Source organism: uncultured Marinobacter sp. (assembly GCF_913055835.1).
Classification (GTDB): domain Bacteria; phylum Pseudomonadota; class Gammaproteobacteria; order Pseudomonadales; family Oleiphilaceae; genus Marinobacter.
The window spans coordinates 59,680-77,852 of the sequence record NZ_CAJXKQ010000004.1 but is presented as its reverse complement, the minus strand read 5'-3'; the positions used below and the strand labels follow the sequence as shown (position 1 = coordinate 77,852).

The 18,173-nt window shown below is 57.1% G+C and carries 17 protein-coding genes; 11 read left to right on the top strand and 6 right to left on the bottom strand.

All coding sequences use genetic code 11. The features are described 5' to 3' along the window. The first annotated feature begins 144 nt into the window (after positions 1–144). The 5 genes from QZ534_RS03950 (at position 145) to QZ534_RS03930 (ending at position 5,982) form a co-directional block, all read left to right on the top strand. Complete coding sequence (locus QZ534_RS03950) at positions 145–897, top strand: transporter substrate-binding domain-containing protein (protein ID WP_296931646.1); 753 nt, start codon at positions 145–147, stop codon at positions 895–897. Beyond that, positions 894–2,276 carry a ribonuclease J gene (locus tag QZ534_RS03945; protein ID WP_296931644.1) on the top strand — a complete coding sequence of 461 codons (1,383 nt, stop codon included), beginning with the start codon at positions 894–896 and terminating at the stop codon, positions 2,274–2,276. Before QZ534_RS03950 ends, QZ534_RS03945 begins: the two co-directional genes overlap by 4 nt. Next, a complete protein-coding gene (locus tag QZ534_RS03940) occupies positions 2,269–3,120 on the top strand; it encodes a transporter substrate-binding domain-containing protein (protein WP_296931643.1) in 852 nt (283 codons plus the stop codon). The genes QZ534_RS03945 and QZ534_RS03940 overlap by 8 nt, the downstream gene beginning before the upstream one ends. Positions 3,121–3,213: 93 nt before the next feature. Beyond that, positions 3,214–5,481 carry an EAL domain-containing protein gene (locus tag QZ534_RS03935; protein WP_296931641.1) on the top strand — a complete coding sequence of 756 codons (2,268 nt, stop codon included), beginning with the start codon at positions 3,214–3,216 and terminating at the stop codon, positions 5,479–5,481. Between the two features lie 72 nt (positions 5,482–5,553). Further along, positions 5,554–5,982, top strand: coding sequence for a hotdog fold thioesterase (locus tag QZ534_RS03930; protein WP_296931639.1), 429 nt, complete (start codon positions 5,554–5,556; stop codon positions 5,980–5,982). A 17-nt stretch (positions 5,983–5,999) separates the two neighbouring features. Here QZ534_RS03930 and QZ534_RS03925 read toward each other — a convergent pair whose 3' ends face one another. Together QZ534_RS03925 and QZ534_RS03920 are read right to left on the bottom strand one after the other, a co-directional pair. Further along, the gene (locus tag QZ534_RS03925; RefSeq protein ID WP_296931637.1) at positions 6,000–6,953 is read right to left on the bottom strand and encodes a GGDEF domain-containing protein; all 954 of its coding nucleotides are present in this window, start codon (positions 6,951–6,953) and stop codon (positions 6,000–6,002) included. Between the two features lie 76 nt (positions 6,954–7,029). After that, positions 7,030–8,367 (bottom strand): HD-GYP domain-containing protein, encoded by a 1,338-nt coding sequence (locus tag QZ534_RS03920; protein ID WP_296931635.1) that lies wholly within the window; start codon positions 8,365–8,367, stop codon positions 7,030–7,032. Between the two features lie 160 nt (positions 8,368–8,527). Here QZ534_RS03920 and QZ534_RS03915 point away from each other — a divergent pair, with 160 nt between their 5' ends. Together QZ534_RS03915 and QZ534_RS03910 are read left to right on the top strand one after the other, a co-directional pair. Continuing rightward, the gene (locus QZ534_RS03915; RefSeq protein WP_296931633.1) at positions 8,528–9,205 is read left to right on the top strand and encodes a hypothetical protein; all 678 of its coding nucleotides are present in this window, start codon (positions 8,528–8,530) and stop codon (positions 9,203–9,205) included. A gap of 148 nt (positions 9,206–9,353) precedes the next feature. Beyond that, the gene (locus QZ534_RS03910; RefSeq protein WP_296931631.1) at positions 9,354–11,315 is read left to right on the top strand and encodes an aconitate hydratase; all 1,962 of its coding nucleotides are present in this window, start codon (positions 9,354–9,356) and stop codon (positions 11,313–11,315) included. Between the two features lie 56 nt (positions 11,316–11,371). On the opposite strand, the gene QZ534_RS03905 is transcribed toward QZ534_RS03910, so the two are convergent. Continuing rightward, entirely contained in the window at positions 11,372–12,103 is a 732-nt protein-coding gene (locus tag QZ534_RS03905; RefSeq protein ID WP_296931629.1) for a sulfite exporter TauE/SafE family protein, read from the bottom strand. A 99-nt stretch (positions 12,104–12,202) separates the two neighbouring features. On the opposite strand from QZ534_RS03905, the gene QZ534_RS03900 reads away from it, so the two are divergent. Further along, entirely contained in the window at positions 12,203–12,661 is a 459-nt protein-coding gene (locus QZ534_RS03900) for a YchJ family protein (RefSeq protein WP_296931627.1), read from the top strand. Between the two features lie 7 nt (positions 12,662–12,668). On the opposite strand, the gene QZ534_RS03895 is transcribed toward QZ534_RS03900, so the two are convergent. Next, positions 12,669–13,049 (bottom strand): rhodanese-like domain-containing protein, encoded by a 381-nt coding sequence (locus QZ534_RS03895; protein ID WP_296931625.1) that lies wholly within the window; start codon positions 13,047–13,049, stop codon positions 12,669–12,671. 75 nt (positions 13,050–13,124) lie between these two features. Between QZ534_RS03895 and QZ534_RS03890 the strand changes: the two genes are divergently transcribed. Further along, positions 13,125–13,364 (top strand): DUF3565 domain-containing protein, encoded by a 240-nt coding sequence (locus QZ534_RS03890; RefSeq protein WP_296931623.1) that lies wholly within the window; start codon positions 13,125–13,127, stop codon positions 13,362–13,364. Here the strand turns inward: QZ534_RS03890 and QZ534_RS03885 are convergent. Both QZ534_RS03885 and QZ534_RS03880 read right to left on the bottom strand, forming a co-directional pair. Then, complete coding sequence (locus QZ534_RS03885) at positions 13,361–13,735, bottom strand: thiol-disulfide oxidoreductase DCC family protein (protein ID WP_296931621.1); 375 nt, start codon at positions 13,733–13,735, stop codon at positions 13,361–13,363. The genes QZ534_RS03890 and QZ534_RS03885 overlap by 4 nt on opposite strands. Further along, positions 13,719–15,071: a CHAD domain-containing protein gene (locus QZ534_RS03880; protein WP_296931620.1), complete on the bottom strand. Its 1,353-nt coding sequence runs from the start codon at positions 15,069–15,071 to the stop codon at positions 13,719–13,721. The genes QZ534_RS03885 and QZ534_RS03880 overlap by 17 nt, the downstream gene beginning before the upstream one ends. Positions 15,072–15,295: 224 nt before the next feature. Between QZ534_RS03880 and QZ534_RS03875 the strand changes: the two genes are divergently transcribed. After that, positions 15,296–16,972, top strand: a complete 1,677-nt coding sequence (locus QZ534_RS03875; RefSeq protein WP_296931618.1) for a methyl-accepting chemotaxis protein — start codon at positions 15,296–15,298, stop codon at positions 16,970–16,972. Between the two features lie 107 nt (positions 16,973–17,079). Further along, a complete protein-coding gene (locus tag QZ534_RS03870) occupies positions 17,080–18,150 on the top strand; it encodes a TRAP transporter substrate-binding protein (RefSeq protein ID WP_296931616.1) in 1,071 nt (356 codons plus the stop codon). Positions 18,151–18,173 lie beyond the last annotated feature (23 nt).

Below are 18,173 nucleotides of genomic sequence, written 5' to 3'. Positions count from 1 at the left end.
TGGTAATCGACCTTGTGCCATGGGTGGCCGAATTCAACCGTCTTTACGTAAATCCGACCATCCCGGATCTTGAACCGTCTATACTTGAGACAGATGGCCAGACTCCATAAGAATCTGAAATGCTCACAGGCAAGGACGACAGGAATGCGAGTGCTTACAGCCGCCCTTCTGATGGCGTTGGTGTTTCCGGTCGGGGCCCAGCAGGGCACTGAAACCGTGGAAGCGCTGACTGTTACTGTAGGAGCCAACCATGCGCCCCCGTACCGGATTATCCAGGGTGGGGAACGAACCGGCCTCTATGTGGATATCTTCGAAGAAATTGCTGACCGGCTGGGCTGGACCGTGCATTATCGGGAGGCGCCCTTCCGGCGGGTATTGAGAATGGTCCAGCAGGGTGAGGTGGATGTCATGCTGGGCCCTCTCGAGACCGAGGAGCGGGCCGAGCTGATGGAGTTCGTGGCACCGGCGTTTCCTCCGGAACGACGGCTGTTCTTTTACCAGAACAAAGAACACCGCATTGAGCGCTACGCGGATCTGTACGGCAGGGCCATTGGCGTGCTGGAAGGTGCTTCGTATTTTCCACGGTTCGATGACGATGAGAAACTGCTCAAAGAACCGGCGCCCCGTTATGAGAACCTGATGCTGATGATGCAGAAGGGGCGGGTGGATGTGGTGATTGCGCCAGAACTTGTTGGTTTGTATGCGGTTGAGAAGCTGGGGCTTGATGTTGGGGTCTCACCATTCTTCGTGCCCGGAGAACGGTCCTACATTGCCGTTGCGAAAAACTCGCCCGTGCTCCAATACGCTGATGACATCCGGGCAGCGCTGAAACTGATTGAAATGGAAGGCATACACGAAGATCTGGTATTGAAGTACCTGGACCGAGTTGCTGAATGATTCCCGAGCAGTCTGATCTCTGGTTTCTGCCCCTGGGCGGTACCGGCGAAATTGGTATGAACCTCAACCTCTATGGTCACGACGGTGCCTGGTTGATGGTTGATTGTGGCGTTACTTTTCCAAAGCCCGGCCGCATTGCGGCTGATGGCACCGTGCATCATCGGGGGGAACCGCCGGTACAAATGGCAGACCCGGCCTTCATCGCCGACCGCCGTGACCGTCTGGCAGGCCTGGTTATTACCCATGCCCATGAGGACCACGTCGGCGCCGTACCCTATCTTTGGCCGCTGCTGCAGTGTCCGATATACACCAGCCGGTTCACCGCCGAAATTCTGCGTCGCAAGCTGGCGGAGTTCGAACTGCTGCATCGGGTTCCGATTATTGTGGTAGAGACCGGCCAGAGCAAACAGATCGGGCCGTTCAGCGTGCAATGGCTGGCGTTGACCCATTCCATTCCGGATCCCAATGCCCTGATGATTCGCACGGCCGCAGGTAACATCTTCCACAGCGGTGACTGGAAGCTGGATGAGCAGCCGCTGGTGGGCCATGGTTATTCGCCAAAAACCTTCACCGACCTTGCAGAAGAAGGTGTGAACGCCATGGTGTGCGACTCCACCAACGCCACCGTATCGGGTCACTCGGTTTCCGAAGCGACATTGCATGCCGGATTGTTAGAGGCGATCCGTTCTGCTGAGGGGCGTGTTGTGGTGACCTGCTTTGGCAGCAATATAGCGCGTCTGCACACCCTGGCCTCGATTGCACGGGAAACCGGTCGCTATGTGGGGCTGCTGGGGCGGTCCCTGATCAATATGAGTGGCGCAGCCAAAGCAGCCGGGCTATGGGATTCGGCGGACCACTTGATCAATCCCTCTCATCTTGGCTACCTGCCCCGGGGTGAAGTCCTGGCCGTGGCAACCGGCAGCCAGGGCGAGCCGAGAACGGCGTTGCGCAGGCTTGCGGCTGGCACGCATCCGGATCTTGAGCTTGAGGCAGGCGATACCGTGATCTTCAGTGCCCGGGCCATTCCCGGCAACGAGGAAGCGATTGGGGCATTGGTTGTCAGGCTGAAGGAATTGGGTATCAGAGTTATCACCGCAGAGGATGCTGATTTGCCGATTCATGCGTCAGGTCATCCCGCGCAGGAAGAATTGGAGTTAATGTACAAATGGGTGAGGCCCGCCATTGCCATTCCGGTTCATGGCGAGGCTGAACACATGGAAGCGCACGCTGACATAGCCAAAGCAACGGGTGTACCCCGGGCCATGGTGGGCCGAAACGGTGATCTTTTCATGATTCGGCCGGTGCCGGGAATACGTCGCCAGATAGCGGATACCGGTCGCCTGGGCTGGCAAAAAGAGGGTCTTGTCAGAGTTGAATAAGCTTTTTTCTTCTGCTGTTGGCGAGACATTCGTCTTGTTGGTTGCCGTGCTGTTTCTGGTGCTGTTGCCGGTGCCGGGCAATGCGGCGCCCGAAGCCGCCTGCAAAACGCTCACCGTTAGCGGTAATCCCGAGTATCCGCCCCTGCTATGGCGTGATGACGAATATCCGGGCTACCTGATTGGCGCAGTGCCAGCTTTGCTCAAGGAAATTACCGAGCCCCTGGGTGTGAGCGTCGAAGTGAGAGATATCGGGTCGTGGGCGCGGGTCCAGCGCATGGCGCGCCAGGGCGACCTTGATATGGTGGCGGGCGCCTTCATCACCTCCGAGCGCATTGGCTACATGGACTATCTTCTGCCTCCGATAACGCATCTACCAACCGCTGTCTGGGTGCCTAAGGGTCGGGAATTTGTCTATCGCCATTGGCCAGACCTCGCCGGCAAACGCGGCAGTACCCTGATCAACAACAGTTTTGGCCAGAACTTTGACCGGTATGCGGAACAGAACCTTCGCATCGAAGGTGTCAGGTCAATTGAGCAATCCTTCCAGATGGCCATGGTTGACCGGGTCGACTATGTCCTCTACGAAGTTCTGCAGGGAGAGGTGAAGCTTGAGTCTCTCGGCATAGCCGATCAATTCGTTCCACTGTCGACGCCGGTGAGCCGCGAGGGCCTGTTTTTTACCTTTTCCAAGGCTTCACCCTGCAACTCCTTTGAGCTGCGGGAGCGAATTGCCGAGCGCCTTTATGAGCTCGTGAATTCGGGGCGTGTGGATGAGTTGGTCCGGCAGTTCAAGGCGATCTATACCGGAGCGAGTCGTGAGCATGCCTTTGCCCCAGGCGCGTGAACTTTAGGAGTGCACTCGTCGTAAGTTGTCACAAAGGCTTCGAGCAAGTCTAACGGATAATCAGGAAGTATCGCTGGGAAGGAGTCCGTAGCGATGGCAGAAGCAGTTACCCGCGATCAACAAGAGCTTGTTTACAGGCTGTATCTCAGCTTGGCCCGGTCGAGGATTGGCGAACTGGATGGGTGCATCGAGAAGGTCATTGCCGACCTTGGCGCCCATCTCAAAGCAGATCGCAGCTACCTGGTAATGCTTGAAGAGGCCACCCAGACTGCCTCCATCACTCACGAAATCTGCAGCCCGGGAGCATTACCCCAGCGAGATGCCATCCAGAATGTGCCAATGGAGCGGTTCCCGTGGCTGGCGGAACAACTAGATGACTTTCCGGTTGTTGTTATACCCGACGTTGAAAAACTCCCCGATACGGCAAAAGAAGAAAGACTGGAGTTCCGGCGGCAGAATATCCAAAGCGCAATCCTGATCGGGATGAAACTGGAAGGCCAGCTGGCCGGTGTACTGGGTTTTGATTTTCTGGATCGCTCCGAAACTCCGGATGCAGGAATGAGAGAGTTCCTGGTCCAGTTGGGGGACATGCTGGGTTCCTCTGTGCATCGTCAGATACTGGCCGGACGCAACGAAAGGTACGAGAACAGTCTCTACCGGTATTCCGACCAGTTCCCGGGGGTCATCTTCCAGTTCAGGATGTATCCGGACGGCCGGGTTACCTTTCCTTTCATCGGCAAGAAAGTGGAGATGATGTTTGGCTTGGCGGTGGACACGCTCAGGCCAGACGCCAGGCCTTTGCTGGAACTCATTCATCATGATGACAAGGCAGGCTTTCTTGAAAAGGTGGAAGAATCCCGCCTGCAGATGACCCCGTTCGAAACCGATTTCCGGGCTTTCAGAAAAGACGGCGGTTCCGCGTGGATAGAAGCCCGGTCAGTGCCTGCTCGTCTGGCGGATAACAGCACGATCTGGCACGGCTATTTCTACGATGTGACTGACCGCAAACAGTCGGAATCCGAGATCGAGAAACTGGCGTTCTACGACCCTCTCACTGGTCTGCCAAACCGTCGGTTACTGCGGGACCGTCTGGCGCAGGCGTTAACCGGAAGCACTCGCGATCAGAATCATGGCGCGCTGGTGTTTATCGATCTGGATAACTTCAAGAACATCAATGACTCAGCGGGGCATCTGACCGGTGATGAGTTGTTGATACAGGTAGGTCAGAGGCTGAAACAGACGGTCCGTGAATGGGATACCGTCGCCCGGCTTGGCGGCGACGAGTTCGTTCTTATTCTGAAAGGGTTTCCGGCCGATACGGCCACCGCCGCCGCCAGGGTGGAAAAGGTCTGCGAAAAAGTCCGGGACGCCCTGAATGAACCCTATGATCTTGATGGCCTCGACTACACGGGCACCCCGAGCATCGGGGTAACCCTGTTCTTCAATCATGATACCTCCCTTGAAGAGCTCCTCGGGCAGGCCGATATGGCCATGTTCCGAGCCAAGGAAGACGGCCGCAACTGTATCCGCTTCTACGATTCCATGATGCAGAAGAAGGTATCTGAGCGCCTGGCTCTGGAATCCGATCTCAGAATGGCCGTGCGGAAGAATCAGCTGGCGGTGCACTACCAGGTTCTGGTGAATGAAAAAGGTAAACCGGTGGGCGCCGAGGCTTTGCTGCGTTGGCAGTGCCCGGGCCGCGGCATGGTGTCTCCCGGCGAATTTATTCCTCTGGCGGAGGAGACCGGACTCATTGAATCGGTCGGCTATTGGGTGCTGGAGGAAGTTTTGTCCCGGGTTGCCAGTTGGAAAAAACGAGGCGGTGCACTGTCACAACTTCAGGTTTCGGTAAACGTGAGTGCTCGGCAGTTTCATTTGCCCTCGTTCTGTTCCACCGTGATGGCGTTGCTCAGAAAAACAGGCGCATCCCCGAGAAATCTGAAAGTGGAGATTACCGAAAGCGCGCTGGCCTACGATCTTGAGTTGGTGGAAGAAACACTCCGTACCCTGAGAAGTATGGGGATACGGATCTCACTGGATGATTTCGGCACGGGCTATTCATCCCTTGGTTACCTCAAGCGCCTTTCTCTTGATGAACTGAAGATCGACCAGGGATTTGTCCGGGACATTCTGGATGATCCCAATGACGCTGCCATTGCCGAAACCATACTGGCCCTTGCCTCAGCCCTGAAGCTATCCGCAGTGGCGGAAGGTGTGGAAACCAGGGGGCAGCTGGATCGTCTGGTTCGCATGGGGTGTACCCGCTTTCAGGGCTACTATTTCAGCCGGCCACTGCCTGCGGCGGAGTTTGAAGGGTTAGTTGAAAAGTCCATGACGGGACAGCAAAGAAGGGCTTGGTAGTTCGCATGCTATCTGTATAAACTGGAGGGCGTATTTTTTCCTTTCTCAAACAACAACGAGAGCAGTTCCCCTATGGCAATCTGGACCCGCACCCCAAACCTTGAACACCTTGCCAAAGCCAGCGAAAACACCGCCGTCAGCTACATGGGTATCGAGTACCTCGAGATTGGCGATGACTATGTAAAGGGGCGCATGCCCGTTGATGAGCGCACGGTTCAGCCATTTGGCATTCTTCACGGTGGCTCGTCGGTGCTGTTGGCGGAGACCCTTGGCAGTATGGCCGCCAATTGCTGCCTGAAGGATCCTGAAACCGTTGCTGTCGGGCTGGATATCAACGCCAACCACATCCGCCCGGTCACCAAGGGCTGGGTGTACGGTACGGCCAGGCCCATTCATATTGGTAGTGCCACGCAGGTATGGGAAATTCTGCTCGAGAACGAAGAAGGGAAAACCACCTGTATTTCCCGACTGACCATGGCAGTAACAAAACGGCCGGGTTGATTCTGTCCGGGTGCAGCTCAGGGCTTGGTGCGCACCCGACCCCTGCCCAGCGCCTTTGATTCATACATCGCGTTGTCTGCTCGCGCCAGAAGGTTCTCGAGGTTTATCTCCTCAGGGCGCAGCGCTGAAATGCCGAAACTGGCGGTTGGCCGGATACAGACATCCTGGTACCGGACTGGCGTTTTCCGCATGAGGCTCAGCAATCGTTCTGCCATTTCTGACGCCTGAATTGCATCGGCATCGGCAAGGAGGATCGCGAACTCTTCACCGCCAATCCGTGCCGCAATATCCGCCTCCCGGACGTTCGTTTCAAGAACCCGCCCTATGTGACGCAAAACCTCGTCTCCGGCCTCGTGACCATGGTTATCATTGATCTGTTTGAAGTGGTCCAGGTCAAACATGATGATCGCGAGGGGCGAGCCGTTTCTCCGGGATTGTTTCAAAAGCTGGTTACCCAGTTCGAAAAAAGCTCTCCGGTTATGAAGCCCGGTAAGGTCGTCCTGGAGTGCGGCGGCCCGGGCCTTTTCGTGGGCCTCCTTGAGTGCCAGCTCCATTTCCTTTCGCTCGGTGATGTCGGTAGCAATTTCGAGGCGGACCAGACGGCCATCTAACCAGGGAATTGCCTGATCCCGGCACTGGTACCAGCGCTTGTCTAACCGGTTCTGGAATTCCCAGATATGAGGCGCTGAAGGGGAGCCTTCTGAATCAATCAAAAGGTGATTGGTGCAGAAGTCGCAGGGACTGGCGTTGTTCTGCAGGACTTCCCAGCACTTTTTCCCATCTATGGAACCCCAGATTCTTCGGCCATAGGCGTTCATGTAGAGCAGTTCATGGGTTTCGAAGTCAGAGACATAAACCAGAGCGTCCAGGTTGTCGAGCACGGCCCTGAGCCCTTCGGCAGGTGTAACCTCCGAAACGCCTGCGCCGTCGGGCGTGGCAGGAATGTTGAGGAAAGGAATGCCGGAATTCATGTCTTGTTGTGCCGAAGTCTGTTTGTCAGCGAGTATAGCAGGGCATTGCGGGTTAGAAAGTAACAGGCTGTCCCTTTTATGTGGCGTCAGGGCCTTGGCCCGGGGTGGTTACGATCAGCCCCTGATCGACAAATTCCTGAAGCACGATGTCATAGGTTCCGTCCGGGACCTCCCGGGCGATGCGGTAGACCTCCCCGGCCGCATCTTCAGGGGCGGTTTTCAGGTCGACTGTCCTGTAGGGCGCCATCAGGCTTTTATCGGCCTCCCTGACCAGCAGAACACAGGGCTTCAGCTTATGCTCTGGCCGGCTCTCCACAACGATACCCACCTCGCCATTGACCATTTCAACGATGGACCCCGGGGGGTAAACCCCGATCATCTGGATAAAGGCCTCTGCAAGTTCTTCATCGAACTGGGTGCCGCGGTGCTTGTGGATAATTTCCAGCGCCTGCATGGAAGCCCGCCCCTTGTCGTAGACCCGGTTGCTGGTAATGGCATCGTAGGTGTCCACCAGGCCAATGATCTTGGCAAAGTACGGGATCTGCTGGGCGTGAAGGCCCCGGGGATAGCCTGAGCCATCCATCCGCTCGTGATGGCTGAACGCCACGTCCACGGCGGTGTTCAGGGAATTGCTGGTCCCCATCAGGATGGTGCGCCCGTGGGTCGTGTGGTGGCGCATGACGTCAAATTCTTTTGGTGTCAGCGCTCCGGGTTTGTTGAGGATCTCATCGGGAATCCGGGTCTTGCCAACATCGTGGAGCAGGCCGCACAGGGCCAGATTCCGGATTTCTCCTTCAAGCAGGCCGAGATGCTTGCCAAAGGCCGCGGCGAGTATGGATACGTTGATACAGTGCTCGGCGGTGTACTCATCCTGATGTTTGATCTTGGTGAGCAGCAACAGCGCGTTTTCATTGCGAAGTACGCTCTCGACGCAGTGGTTTACCACGGTGCGGGCATTGTTCAGGTCCAGCGTGCGGCCCACTCTCAGGCCAGACATGATCGACTTGGCGGTCTTCTGGGCCTCCTCGAAGCGTATGACTGCTGTTTCCATTTCCTGGCCGGCGTCAACCTTGTTGATATAGCGGACGCGCTTCTTCGGTGGTACAGGCTTGTGGGTACTCTGGACAGGTTCGGAGGTTCGTTTTTTGCGGAAAAAACCCATCAGGCCAGAGGATTTCCGACCGTTGCTGTTGCCGTCCTGCGAGGACGATGCCCCATCAATACGACCTTCAATAAAAACGAACTCGCATTGGGCCCGCAGCGAATCAATTTCCGACTGATGGCGAATAATAAACCCCTGAATAAGGAAGTCCGTGTCTTCCCAGGGGCGGTCCAGGCGAATGACGTGCATGCCGATGGCAAGTTGTGAGACGTCGACCTGGCTTTCAATAATTTCCTGATGCGGTGCGCTCATACACTGATCCTGACTCCCTGGAGCACTATTTTGAGGCAAAAACCCTTTGACAGGATGGACCGGATTGCAAAATCTGGTCAAATAATGTTCATTCAAGGCGTTGCCGACGTCTTTTGCGGTTTTTCGTTTCCAGGCTTAGAGTAGCTCAGGGGTATTTACCATGGCTGACCATCGCTTTTTTCACCTCTGGTGGCTGGCACTTGCTGCTGCCCTGGTGCCCTTGATCACGATTCACCTGACATTCACGGTTTCGGTGCTGGAAGGCCATGTTGAGCTGTGCATGCCTTACTGGGACAGCTGCACCAGCATCAGCCGTACCGGTCGCTACGGCACGTCCTATTTCATCTTCAAGGGCACCATGCTGCCCGCGGCCCTGCTGGGCATCCTGTTCTGGTGGCTAAATGGCCGGTGGCTTCGCCAACTTGGCGTCCATACGTCCGGCGTTGCCTGGGTCCCCTGGCTGGGCCTGGTGGCCAGTGTCTCGCTCGGGGCCTATACCCTGGCGTTGGGCCATGCCGGTGACGGGTTCAATCTGATCCGCCGTATTGGCGTGGTTCTGTATTTTTCGCTCACCTTTATCTGTGAACTGCTGGTGAGTGCCGGCTTGCGCAGCCATCCGTTGTGGAGGCACACGGGCATGAGGCTGCTGAATCTTTGTCAGCTGACTCTCGCTGTGGGCATTCTCTCAGTGATCCTCAATGGCGTGGCGCCCGAGTTCTATAGCCGCAAGGACGATGCCTTTGAGTGGAGTCTTGCCTTCCTGATCAACGCCCACGCCCTGTGGCTGGCCTTTCTATGGCGCAAGAACCGTTTCCGGGTTCGGCTCTGGGCCGGATAGGTTGATTTCGGGTCACCTGCACCCCTGCCAAAGAGCTTCTATACTCGTAAAAGTGAAAGATTGAAAAGATAGATATTAAAAGGCAGCTGACTCCATCGCTGGGTTGTTCCAAAGCAGACGATTTCTGGCTTGCAGAGGAGACCATCTCATGGCGAAAAAGAGCAGTAATCAACCACGTAACGTGGCACAGAAGCTGATTGAATCCCACCTCCTGTCCGGAGAGATGGTCGAAGGCGACGAGATTGGTCTGAAGATTGATCAGACTCTCACCCAGGATGCCACCGGCACCCTGGTAATGCTGGAGCTGGAAGCCATGGGGCTGGGCCAGGTCAAGACTGAACTTTCCGCCCAGTATGTCGACCACAACCTGATTCAGGCCGACAACCGCAATCCGGATGATCACCTGTTCCTGCGCAGCGCCTGCGAGAGGTTCGGGGTGTGGTTCAGCCCCCCGGGGTCAGGGGTCAGTCACCCGGTGCATATGGAGCGCTTTGGAAAACCAGGCAAGACCCTGCTCGGTTCCGACAGTCACACATGCGCGGCCGGCTCACTGGGCATGTTGGCCATGGGCGCAGGCGGACTGGCGGTTGCCATGGCCATGACCGGTGAGCCCTTCTATCTCAAGATGCCCAGGATCATGGGGGTGAAACTGACCGGCCGGCTGCCGGACTGGGTCAGTGCGAAAGACGTGATCCTGGAGATGCTACGCCGCCACGGAGTCAAGGGCGGCTCTGGCAAGATCATCGAATATTACGGCCCCGGGCTGGAAGAATTGAGCGCCATGGATCGCCACGTCATCGCCAATATGGGGCAGGAAATGGGCCACACCGCCTCGGTGTTCCCCGCTGACGACGCGGTGCGGGACTTTCTGAAGCAGCAGCACCGGGAGGACGATTTCCAGCTCCTCGAAGCGGATCGCGGCGCCAGTTATGACGAGTACGAGGAAATCGATCTGGGCAAGCTTGAACCATTGATCGCCCTGCCCAGTAGCCCCGGCAAAGTGGTACCGGTCCGCGAGGTTGCCGGTGAACCTATCTATCAGGCCTACATTGGCTCGTCCGCCAATCCGGGCCTCAGGGATTTTGCGGTGCCAGCAATGATGGTCAGGGGGCACCAGATTCACGATCGGGTGTCCTTTGATATCAACCCGACATCCCGGCAGATCCTGGAGAATCTGACCGAACTGGGCTATCTGCGTGATTTGCTGGCCGCCGGCGCCCGCCTGCATCAGACCGGCTGCAACGGCTGTATCGGCATGGGGCAAGCCCCGGCAACGGACCAGATCAGCCTTCGGACGGTACCCCGGAATTTTCCTGGCCGCTCAGGAACCCCGGAGGACAAGGTGTGTCTCTGCAGCCCGGAAACCGCGACCGCGTCGGCACTGACTGGCGTGATCACCGACCCCCGGGAACTTGATCTGAAGTGCCCGGTCTTCGATAACCGCCGTACCTTCTACGTGGCCGATCGCAACATCCGGCCACCCGCTCAGCATCCGGAACTGACCATGGTGGAGAAAGGTCCGAACATCAGCTCCCTACCACAGTTTGAGGGGCTTCCGGATTCACTGGAACTGCCGGTGCTGCTGAAAACCGGGGACGATGTATCCACGGATGAAATCCTGCCCGCCGGTGCCAATGTTCTGCCCTACCGCAGCAACATTCCGGCCATCAGCGAATTTACCCTGACCCGGATCGATCCGAGCTATCCGGATCGCGCCAAGAAATACCGGGACAGCGGCTCGATGATTTTGGGCGGAGACAACTACGGCCAGGGTTCGAGCCGCGAACATGCTGCCCTGACACCCCGTTACCTTGGTGTACGGGTGGTTCTCGCCAAAAGCTATGCCCGCATTCACTGGGAGAATCTCTGTAATTTCGGCATATTGCCCCTGAACTTCACTGGCGAAAATGACTACGAAGATATCGAGCAGGGGGATGAACTGGCCCTGGAAGGGCTGCATGAGGCACTGGATTCCGGAAAAGAGATAACCGCCAGGAACAGCCGAACCGGTAAGCGATACAAGCTGGACCACAACCTCAGCCATCGCCAGATCCGGATGATCCTCAAAGGCGGACTGCTGAATGTAATGCGCGAGTCGCTTGCCAGCTAATGTTTGCAGTCGGTGGTCGGGTACCGCTGGACTCTTCTTTGACTGAAGTCCCGGACTTACAGCGAAATCAGGCCGCGAATCAGCGCTGCTGTTCCAGCGATGGCCGCGATACCGAGAATTACCGGGCGAAGCTCTTCGAAGGGCATGCGGTTGACGAGCTTGCCGGACAGCCAGAAGCCCAGGAACACCCCCGGGAAGGTCACTGCGAAGAGGAAAAGTTCCCGGGTGCCGAGATAGCCGGAGGCGAGCAGGCTTGACAGGCTCAGCACGCTGGCCGCCAGGAAGAACGCGGACATGTTGGCCCTGACCAATGGCCCTTTCTCGTTCTGATAAATCAACGCAATGGGCGGCCCACCCACAGCGGTAATCGTGCCCATGTAGGTGGACGCAGCCCCCGCCAGCACGCTGTTCCGAGCATTAAGCGCCGGTTTGAGGCCGCCGAGACTGAGCGCCACTCCGGCAAGGATCAGAACGCCAAAGATCAGTTCGAAGCCTTTGGTGGAGATCACCAGCAACGTCAGTGCTGCCAGAATTGCACCGGCAACGCCGCCACCGATGGCAAAGCGCACTTCCCTGACCTGCAGTGCGCCACGATTGCGTATCAGCATGAAGACGGTGAGAAGCGTGGCATTCAGTATCAGCGGGCCCGGGATGAGCATCGGGCTGATCAGAAACAGCAACGGTGCAGCCAACGTGCCAATCCCGTAGCCGGCCACGCCTTGCAGGCAGGCCCCGGCCAGAAGGGCAAGGTTGGCCAGAATAATCTGTAACAGCGAGACATCCGTCAAAGGGAATCACCAAAAGGTCAGGAGCGAAGGCCGGAGCGGCACCGGTTTGATACTGATACACTGCCGGACTACGAGCATAGTCGAAAAGATAGTCCCAAGATGATTCAACATCCCGAACACCAGAGCTGCCCGTGTGGCAGCGGTAAATCCTACAGCGATTGCTGCCGGCCTTTCCATCGGGGCGAACCTGCGCCTGACCCTGAAGCGCTGATGAGATCCCGTTATGCGGCCTTTGTTCTCAATCTCCCGGATTATCTGCAAGCTACCTGGCATCCGAGCTCGCGGCCAGAGACATTCACGCTGGAAGACTCGCCGGACTGGACTTCGTTGCAGATTCTGGACACCAGTGAGTCGGGCGATAGCGGCACGGTTCATTTCCGGGCGATCTACCGCGTGGGCAGGGGCTGGGGATTTCTTGAAGAAAGCTCCAGTTTCGTTCGAGAGCAGGGTCGCTGGTATTACCTTCGGGGCGATACCAGCGAGGGCCAGCTAAAGCCCGGTCGTAACGATCCCTGCCCCTGTGGCAGTGGCAGAAAGTACAAGGCCTGCTGTCTGTAGGTGCCAACTATTCGAAAGAGGGCAGTTCCGGCTTGGCCACGGGCTTGTTTGCTTCCTGCCAGGCATCAAATCCGCCGGCGATGGACTGCACGTGCATGTAGCCCATTTCTTTCAGGGCCTTTGCACTCAGCGCGGCTCGTCCGGATGTCTTGCAGTAACACACGATGTTCATGTCGCGGCTCTCAAACGCGGGATCATTGTTGAACTTGAACTCCAGCATTCCGCGGGAAATGTTCACGGCCCCCGGTATATGACCAGCCCGATACTCATCTGCATCACGCACATCCAGCAGCAGGTCCGCGTTCTTGATGGCATCGTCCGCCTGATCAAGGGGCACTTCCTGAATCTCTTTCCGGGCGGCATCTACCAGATCATGGGCAGTTTTCATGGCTGAACTCCTCAGACTGATGGAATAAGGTTATATCTAAGGATACGGGTTTGGGGCGCCCGGCGTCACCCGCATATGTACGAAGGAGGTCAAATGAAGCAACCCATTACCGGCTATCACAGGGACGAAGAAAATCACTGGGTCGCCCAGTTGTCGTGCGGGCACAACCAGCATGTGCGACACACGCCGCCCTGGGTGAATCGCCCATGGGTAACGACGGAAGAGGGGCGGGCATCCATGCTCGGGTTTGAACTCGATTGCCGCAAATGCGCGGAGGGTGCGCCGTCCGACTGGAGGCCGAGCCAGGATGACTAAGCCGCCTCGTTGTTACCAATAGCGCAGGCGTACTTCCGTTCATAACGCTTGTCTGCCCATTTCCTGTATATCAGCGAGGCAACCTGGTAGATGCCGGGCCAGAGCAGTGGCCTGAAAAGAAAACCAAAGGGTGTGTGAGACCAGGCGCGAACGTTGGCAGGCAGGCCGATAACCCACTCGCCTGTCCACGTCAGCATATGCAGGCGCCTTAGCAACGCTTCATGAGCTGGCAGGTTGCTGGTTCCGTCACGCTGTTCGTGAATGTCTGCGAAGATCAGGTTACCTCGTTGGAGTTTCCGCAGGGTGCGGATCTCTTTGGCGCACAGGGGGCACTGGCCGTCGTAAAACAGGGTGTCATAGCGGGGCTCCATCGAGTCCTCCAAGGGTCAGAATCTGTTTCCGGGCGTCCGCTTTGCGCTCTCCCAGGGTTTCAATAATGCCGCTGAGTGCCGCTGGCAAAACCTCCGGGGCCGTCTTGCGGAACTGCTCTAGCAGCTCAATCTGAACATGTAAGTCCTGGAATTGACCGTAGAGTTGCTGCCGTGCCTTGAGCACTTTCAGCCTGGGCTTCCAGGTTCTGACGTCCAGTTCCATCAGGTAACGGATTCGTTTGAGTTGCTTGCGAAGCCGATGAATATCCTCATCCGGCGAAGTATGCATCAGTTCCGCAGTCAGTTTGTTGAACCCCTTGATACGATGTTCGACCGCTTTTCGGATGTCTTTATGCTGAAGGCTTCCGGCCAGCTTATGGAACTTCCGGGAGTCAATTAGGTTGAGCCATTGCTCCATACTGTCCTGGTAACGCTTGCTTTGCAGGCGCTTTACCAGTTTCTTGTGGCTGTTGGCGGCCTCCCGCTCGAACCAGATGTTCAGGGCCGCCTGGACTTCCGAGTTGTGGCCACACAATTGGGGCAAGTCCTGTAGAAAGACATGCAGGTCACGCAGCGGGCCTGTCGCCCTGGCATGACGCTTCAGAGTCTTGACTGCCTTCGCCAACGATTTATCACCAGTGACTTCCTGGACCGATTCGGCAATGGCCCGGCTGCGGCGAATGGCAATCCGGTACTGGTGGAGGAATTCGTCATCCAGGCCAAGGATAACGCCACGCTCCAGTTGCCGTAGCCGATCATGTTGGTGGTGAAGGGCCTTGGGTATGTCCCTTGCCGGGTCGTCTCCCGCGGTTCTGGCTTTCTTTTTCAGTTTTCGTTCGAAGTGGGCGTAGCTGTAATCCTGTGGCGTCATCACAGCCTCCAGCTTGCCCTTTCCGCGATCAATCTGGTGCCAGTGTTTGATGGGAAGCCGGATGTGAATAAAGCTGGCGGTGGGTAGCTGTTCAGGTGGGTGTTTCAGCAGCCACTGGGCCAGTTCCAGCAAGGCGGGGTTGTGACCTACAACCGAGACCAGGGGTTCGTCTCCCAGTTGTTCCAGCCAGGCAATCAACCGTCGGTAATCAAATGTGTAGAGCTCACCCTCCGTGTGCCAGTGCCCGGGCAAAAGGTTTTCGGGCAGGGCACCCTCCAGGGTCGCCAGGGCACGGGTCGCGTTGCTGCAGTAAACTTCGCCGTCGAAGGCGCCTGCGGCTTTAAGGGCTTTGCCCAGTGGTGCCAGTTGGCTCACGCCCCGGGCGTTGAGAGGTCGCTCCCGGTCGCAGAGCGACTCATCGGCCCAGCTGGATTTGGCATGGCGTACCAGAAACAGGTGCTTCATTGGCCTACCTTCGTAGTGGTCCTTTAGTCGAACGCTTACTCAAGACATATACGCTACTGCCGTTACTCTACTTATCTGAAAACATTGGCGGAAGGTCCGTTTGGTCTGAGGTATCCGGTCGCAGCAGGGCGGCTGCTGAAATCTCTCTTAACAAACTGGAACAGATCACTTGAAGTGGTCTGTGGATAATCTTCGGCAACTGAAATTCCCAGGAGCTCGGTAAAATGAACGTTTTGAGTCGGTTGAAAATTCGAACGCGGTTACTTGTGGCCGTAATGATCCCGGTAGTGCTTACGGCGGCAACTCTTGCCTGGATCACCGCCAACCAGATTCAGGCAAACGGTGAAGCCGAGCTGAAGCGGCTCGAGAACAGTCTTCTGGAAGCGCGCAAGGCTGGACTACAGAACCTGGTTGATGCTGCCAAAGCGGTGGTCCTGGAGGCCAAGAATGACCCGTCGTTGAGTGAAGAAGAAGCCAAGGAGGCAGCGGCTGCGCGCCTGCGTACCATTCGCTTCGATGATACCAACTATGTGTTTGCCTACACGCGAGACGTCTACAACCTGGCTTACGCCCCCGACCCTTCCAAAGAGGGGCCAACCAATAACCCGACCCTGAAACGCCTGGTGGGCGATCTGTTTGCTGCGGCCGAGGAGGATGGCTTTTACGGCTACGACTGGATGAATCCGGCCTCCGGCAATGAAGAGCCCAAGATGTCCTATTCCACTCTCATTCCGGACTGGGACTGGATGATTGGTGCAGGTGTTTACATCACCGATATCGACCGGCAGGTGGCAGCGGCCCGAGAGGACATTGAGGCCGGTATGGCCGAAACCCTGGGCTTTATTCTGTTGGTCACCGTAGTGGTGGTGGTGATTGCTTTGGTGATCGGCGTTTTCGTAGGTCGCAGCGTGACCCGGCCGTTGAAGAGTGTCAGCAACATGATGCAGGAAATTGCCGACGGCGAGGGTGATCTGCGCCAGCGCCTGCCGGATGAAGGTAATGACGAGCTGGCCGAACTGGGCCGGCGCTTTAACGCCTTCGTGGTCAAGATCCAGAACACCATGCGTGAGGTTGGCGCGACCACGGATCAGGTAGCCTCCGCGGCGGAAGAGCTCAGCCGGGTAGCCAATGAAACCCGCGCTTCGGTTCAGGAGCAGGGGTCCGAGACCGACCAGATCGCGTCTGCAATCAATGAAATGGCGGCCACAATCCAGCAGATCTCTGGCAACGCCAATGAAGTCGAGAGTGCCGCGTCGGACGCCGACCGAATGGCCCGCGAGGGTGGAGAAACCATCAGCAGCGCCCAGGGTGCGGTGAACCAGCTTTCCGAGGAAATCCAGGATACCGCGAAGAGCATTGATGCTCTCGCCGAGAAATCTGACGATATCCAGCAGGTCCTGGATGTCATCCACGCCGTGACTGAGCAGACCAACCTGCTGGCCCTCAACGCCGCCATCGAAGCCGCCCGGGCTGGCGAGCATGGCCGTGGTTTCTCGGTGGTTGCCGATGAGGTGCGTCAGTTGGCCAAGCGCAGTGCCGAATCTGCTGACCAGATTCGGGAAATGATTGATGGTTTTGTGACCGAATCAAAAGCGTCGGTTGAGCGGATGAACAAGTCTCGCAAGCGCTCAAGTGAAACGGTTGAACGGATCAACCACGCCACCGATGCGCTGAAAACCATTGAGACCTCGGTGGGGCAGATTCACGATCAGGTTACCCAGATTGCGACCGCCGCAGAGCAACAGAGCCAGGTTGCCGAAGAGATCAACCAGAACGTGGTCCGCATTGTCGATGCTGCCCAGCGCAGTGATACCGGCGTAACCCAGACCAACGAAGCCAGCCACGAACTGGCGCGTCTGGGTGAAAGCCTTAGGGACCTGGTCGGTCAGTTCAAGGTCTGATCCTGAATCATGGTGTTCTGCCGATTGGCGGAACACCGTGAGCAAGCTATGATGGTTTCGCGACAGAAATACCTGTTTTCATACCAACAATAATGGAAGCCAACACAATGACAATCCGGAAAACACTGCTTGCGGCCGTGGCCGCTGCGGCTACCGTGTTCAGCGTGTCCTCGGTGGCCGAGGAAAACTATACCTTGCGCCTTGCGCAAACCTGGGGGCCCAACTCTCCGGTACTGGGAGAGACGGTTCAGCATATGGCGGACATGGCAGAAACCATGTCGGACGGCCGTTTGCAGATTCGTATAGATCCGTCCAACAAGCACAAGGCACCGTTCGGCATCTTTGATCTGGTGCGCAACGGCCAGTACGACATGGGTCACACCGCGTCCTATTACTACAAGGGCACCATCCCCAATGCCATGTACTTCACTACCATCCCGTTCGGGCTGATTGCGCCTGAAATGTACGCCTGGTTCTACCACGGCGAGGGCATGGAGCTGATGCAGAAGGTGTATGAGCCTTACGGTATGCTGTCCTTCCCGGGCGGTAATACCGGCAACCAGATGGGCGGCTGGTTCCGCGAGGAAATCAACTCGCTGGAAGACCTGAAGGGGCTCAAGATGCGAACTCCCGGCTTTGCCGGCGAGGTGATGTCCGAGCTGGGGGTTGCCGTGACCAACCTGCCGCCAGGTGAGCTGTATACCGCCCTTGAGCGTGGCACCGTGGATGCTGTTGAATGGGTCGGTCCTGCCCTGGATTTCCAGATGGGCTTCCATCAGATCGCCAAGTACTACTATTCGGGCTGGCAGGAGCCGGGCGCGGAAGTCCAGTTCCTGATCAACAAGAAGACTTGGGAAGAGCTGCCAAAGGATCTTCAGGAGATCCTGCGTGTGGCCATGCGCACCGCCGCCTATGACATGTACATCCAGAGCACCCATCAGAGTGGCGTGGCCTGGGATCGCATGAAGGAAGACTACCCGGATGTGACACACAAGGTGTTCCCCCCGGAAGTCATTGATGCCCTGCGCAGCACCACCAACCTGCTGCTGGCCGAGGCCGCTGAGAACGATCCGCTGGCCAAGGAAATCATCGAGTCCCAGCGTGACTACCTGAAACAGGTTCGTCAGTGGACCAACATTTCAGACAAGGCCTACCTGAACAGCGTGGCTGAGGACTGAATCCTGGCGAAGCGTGCCAGCCT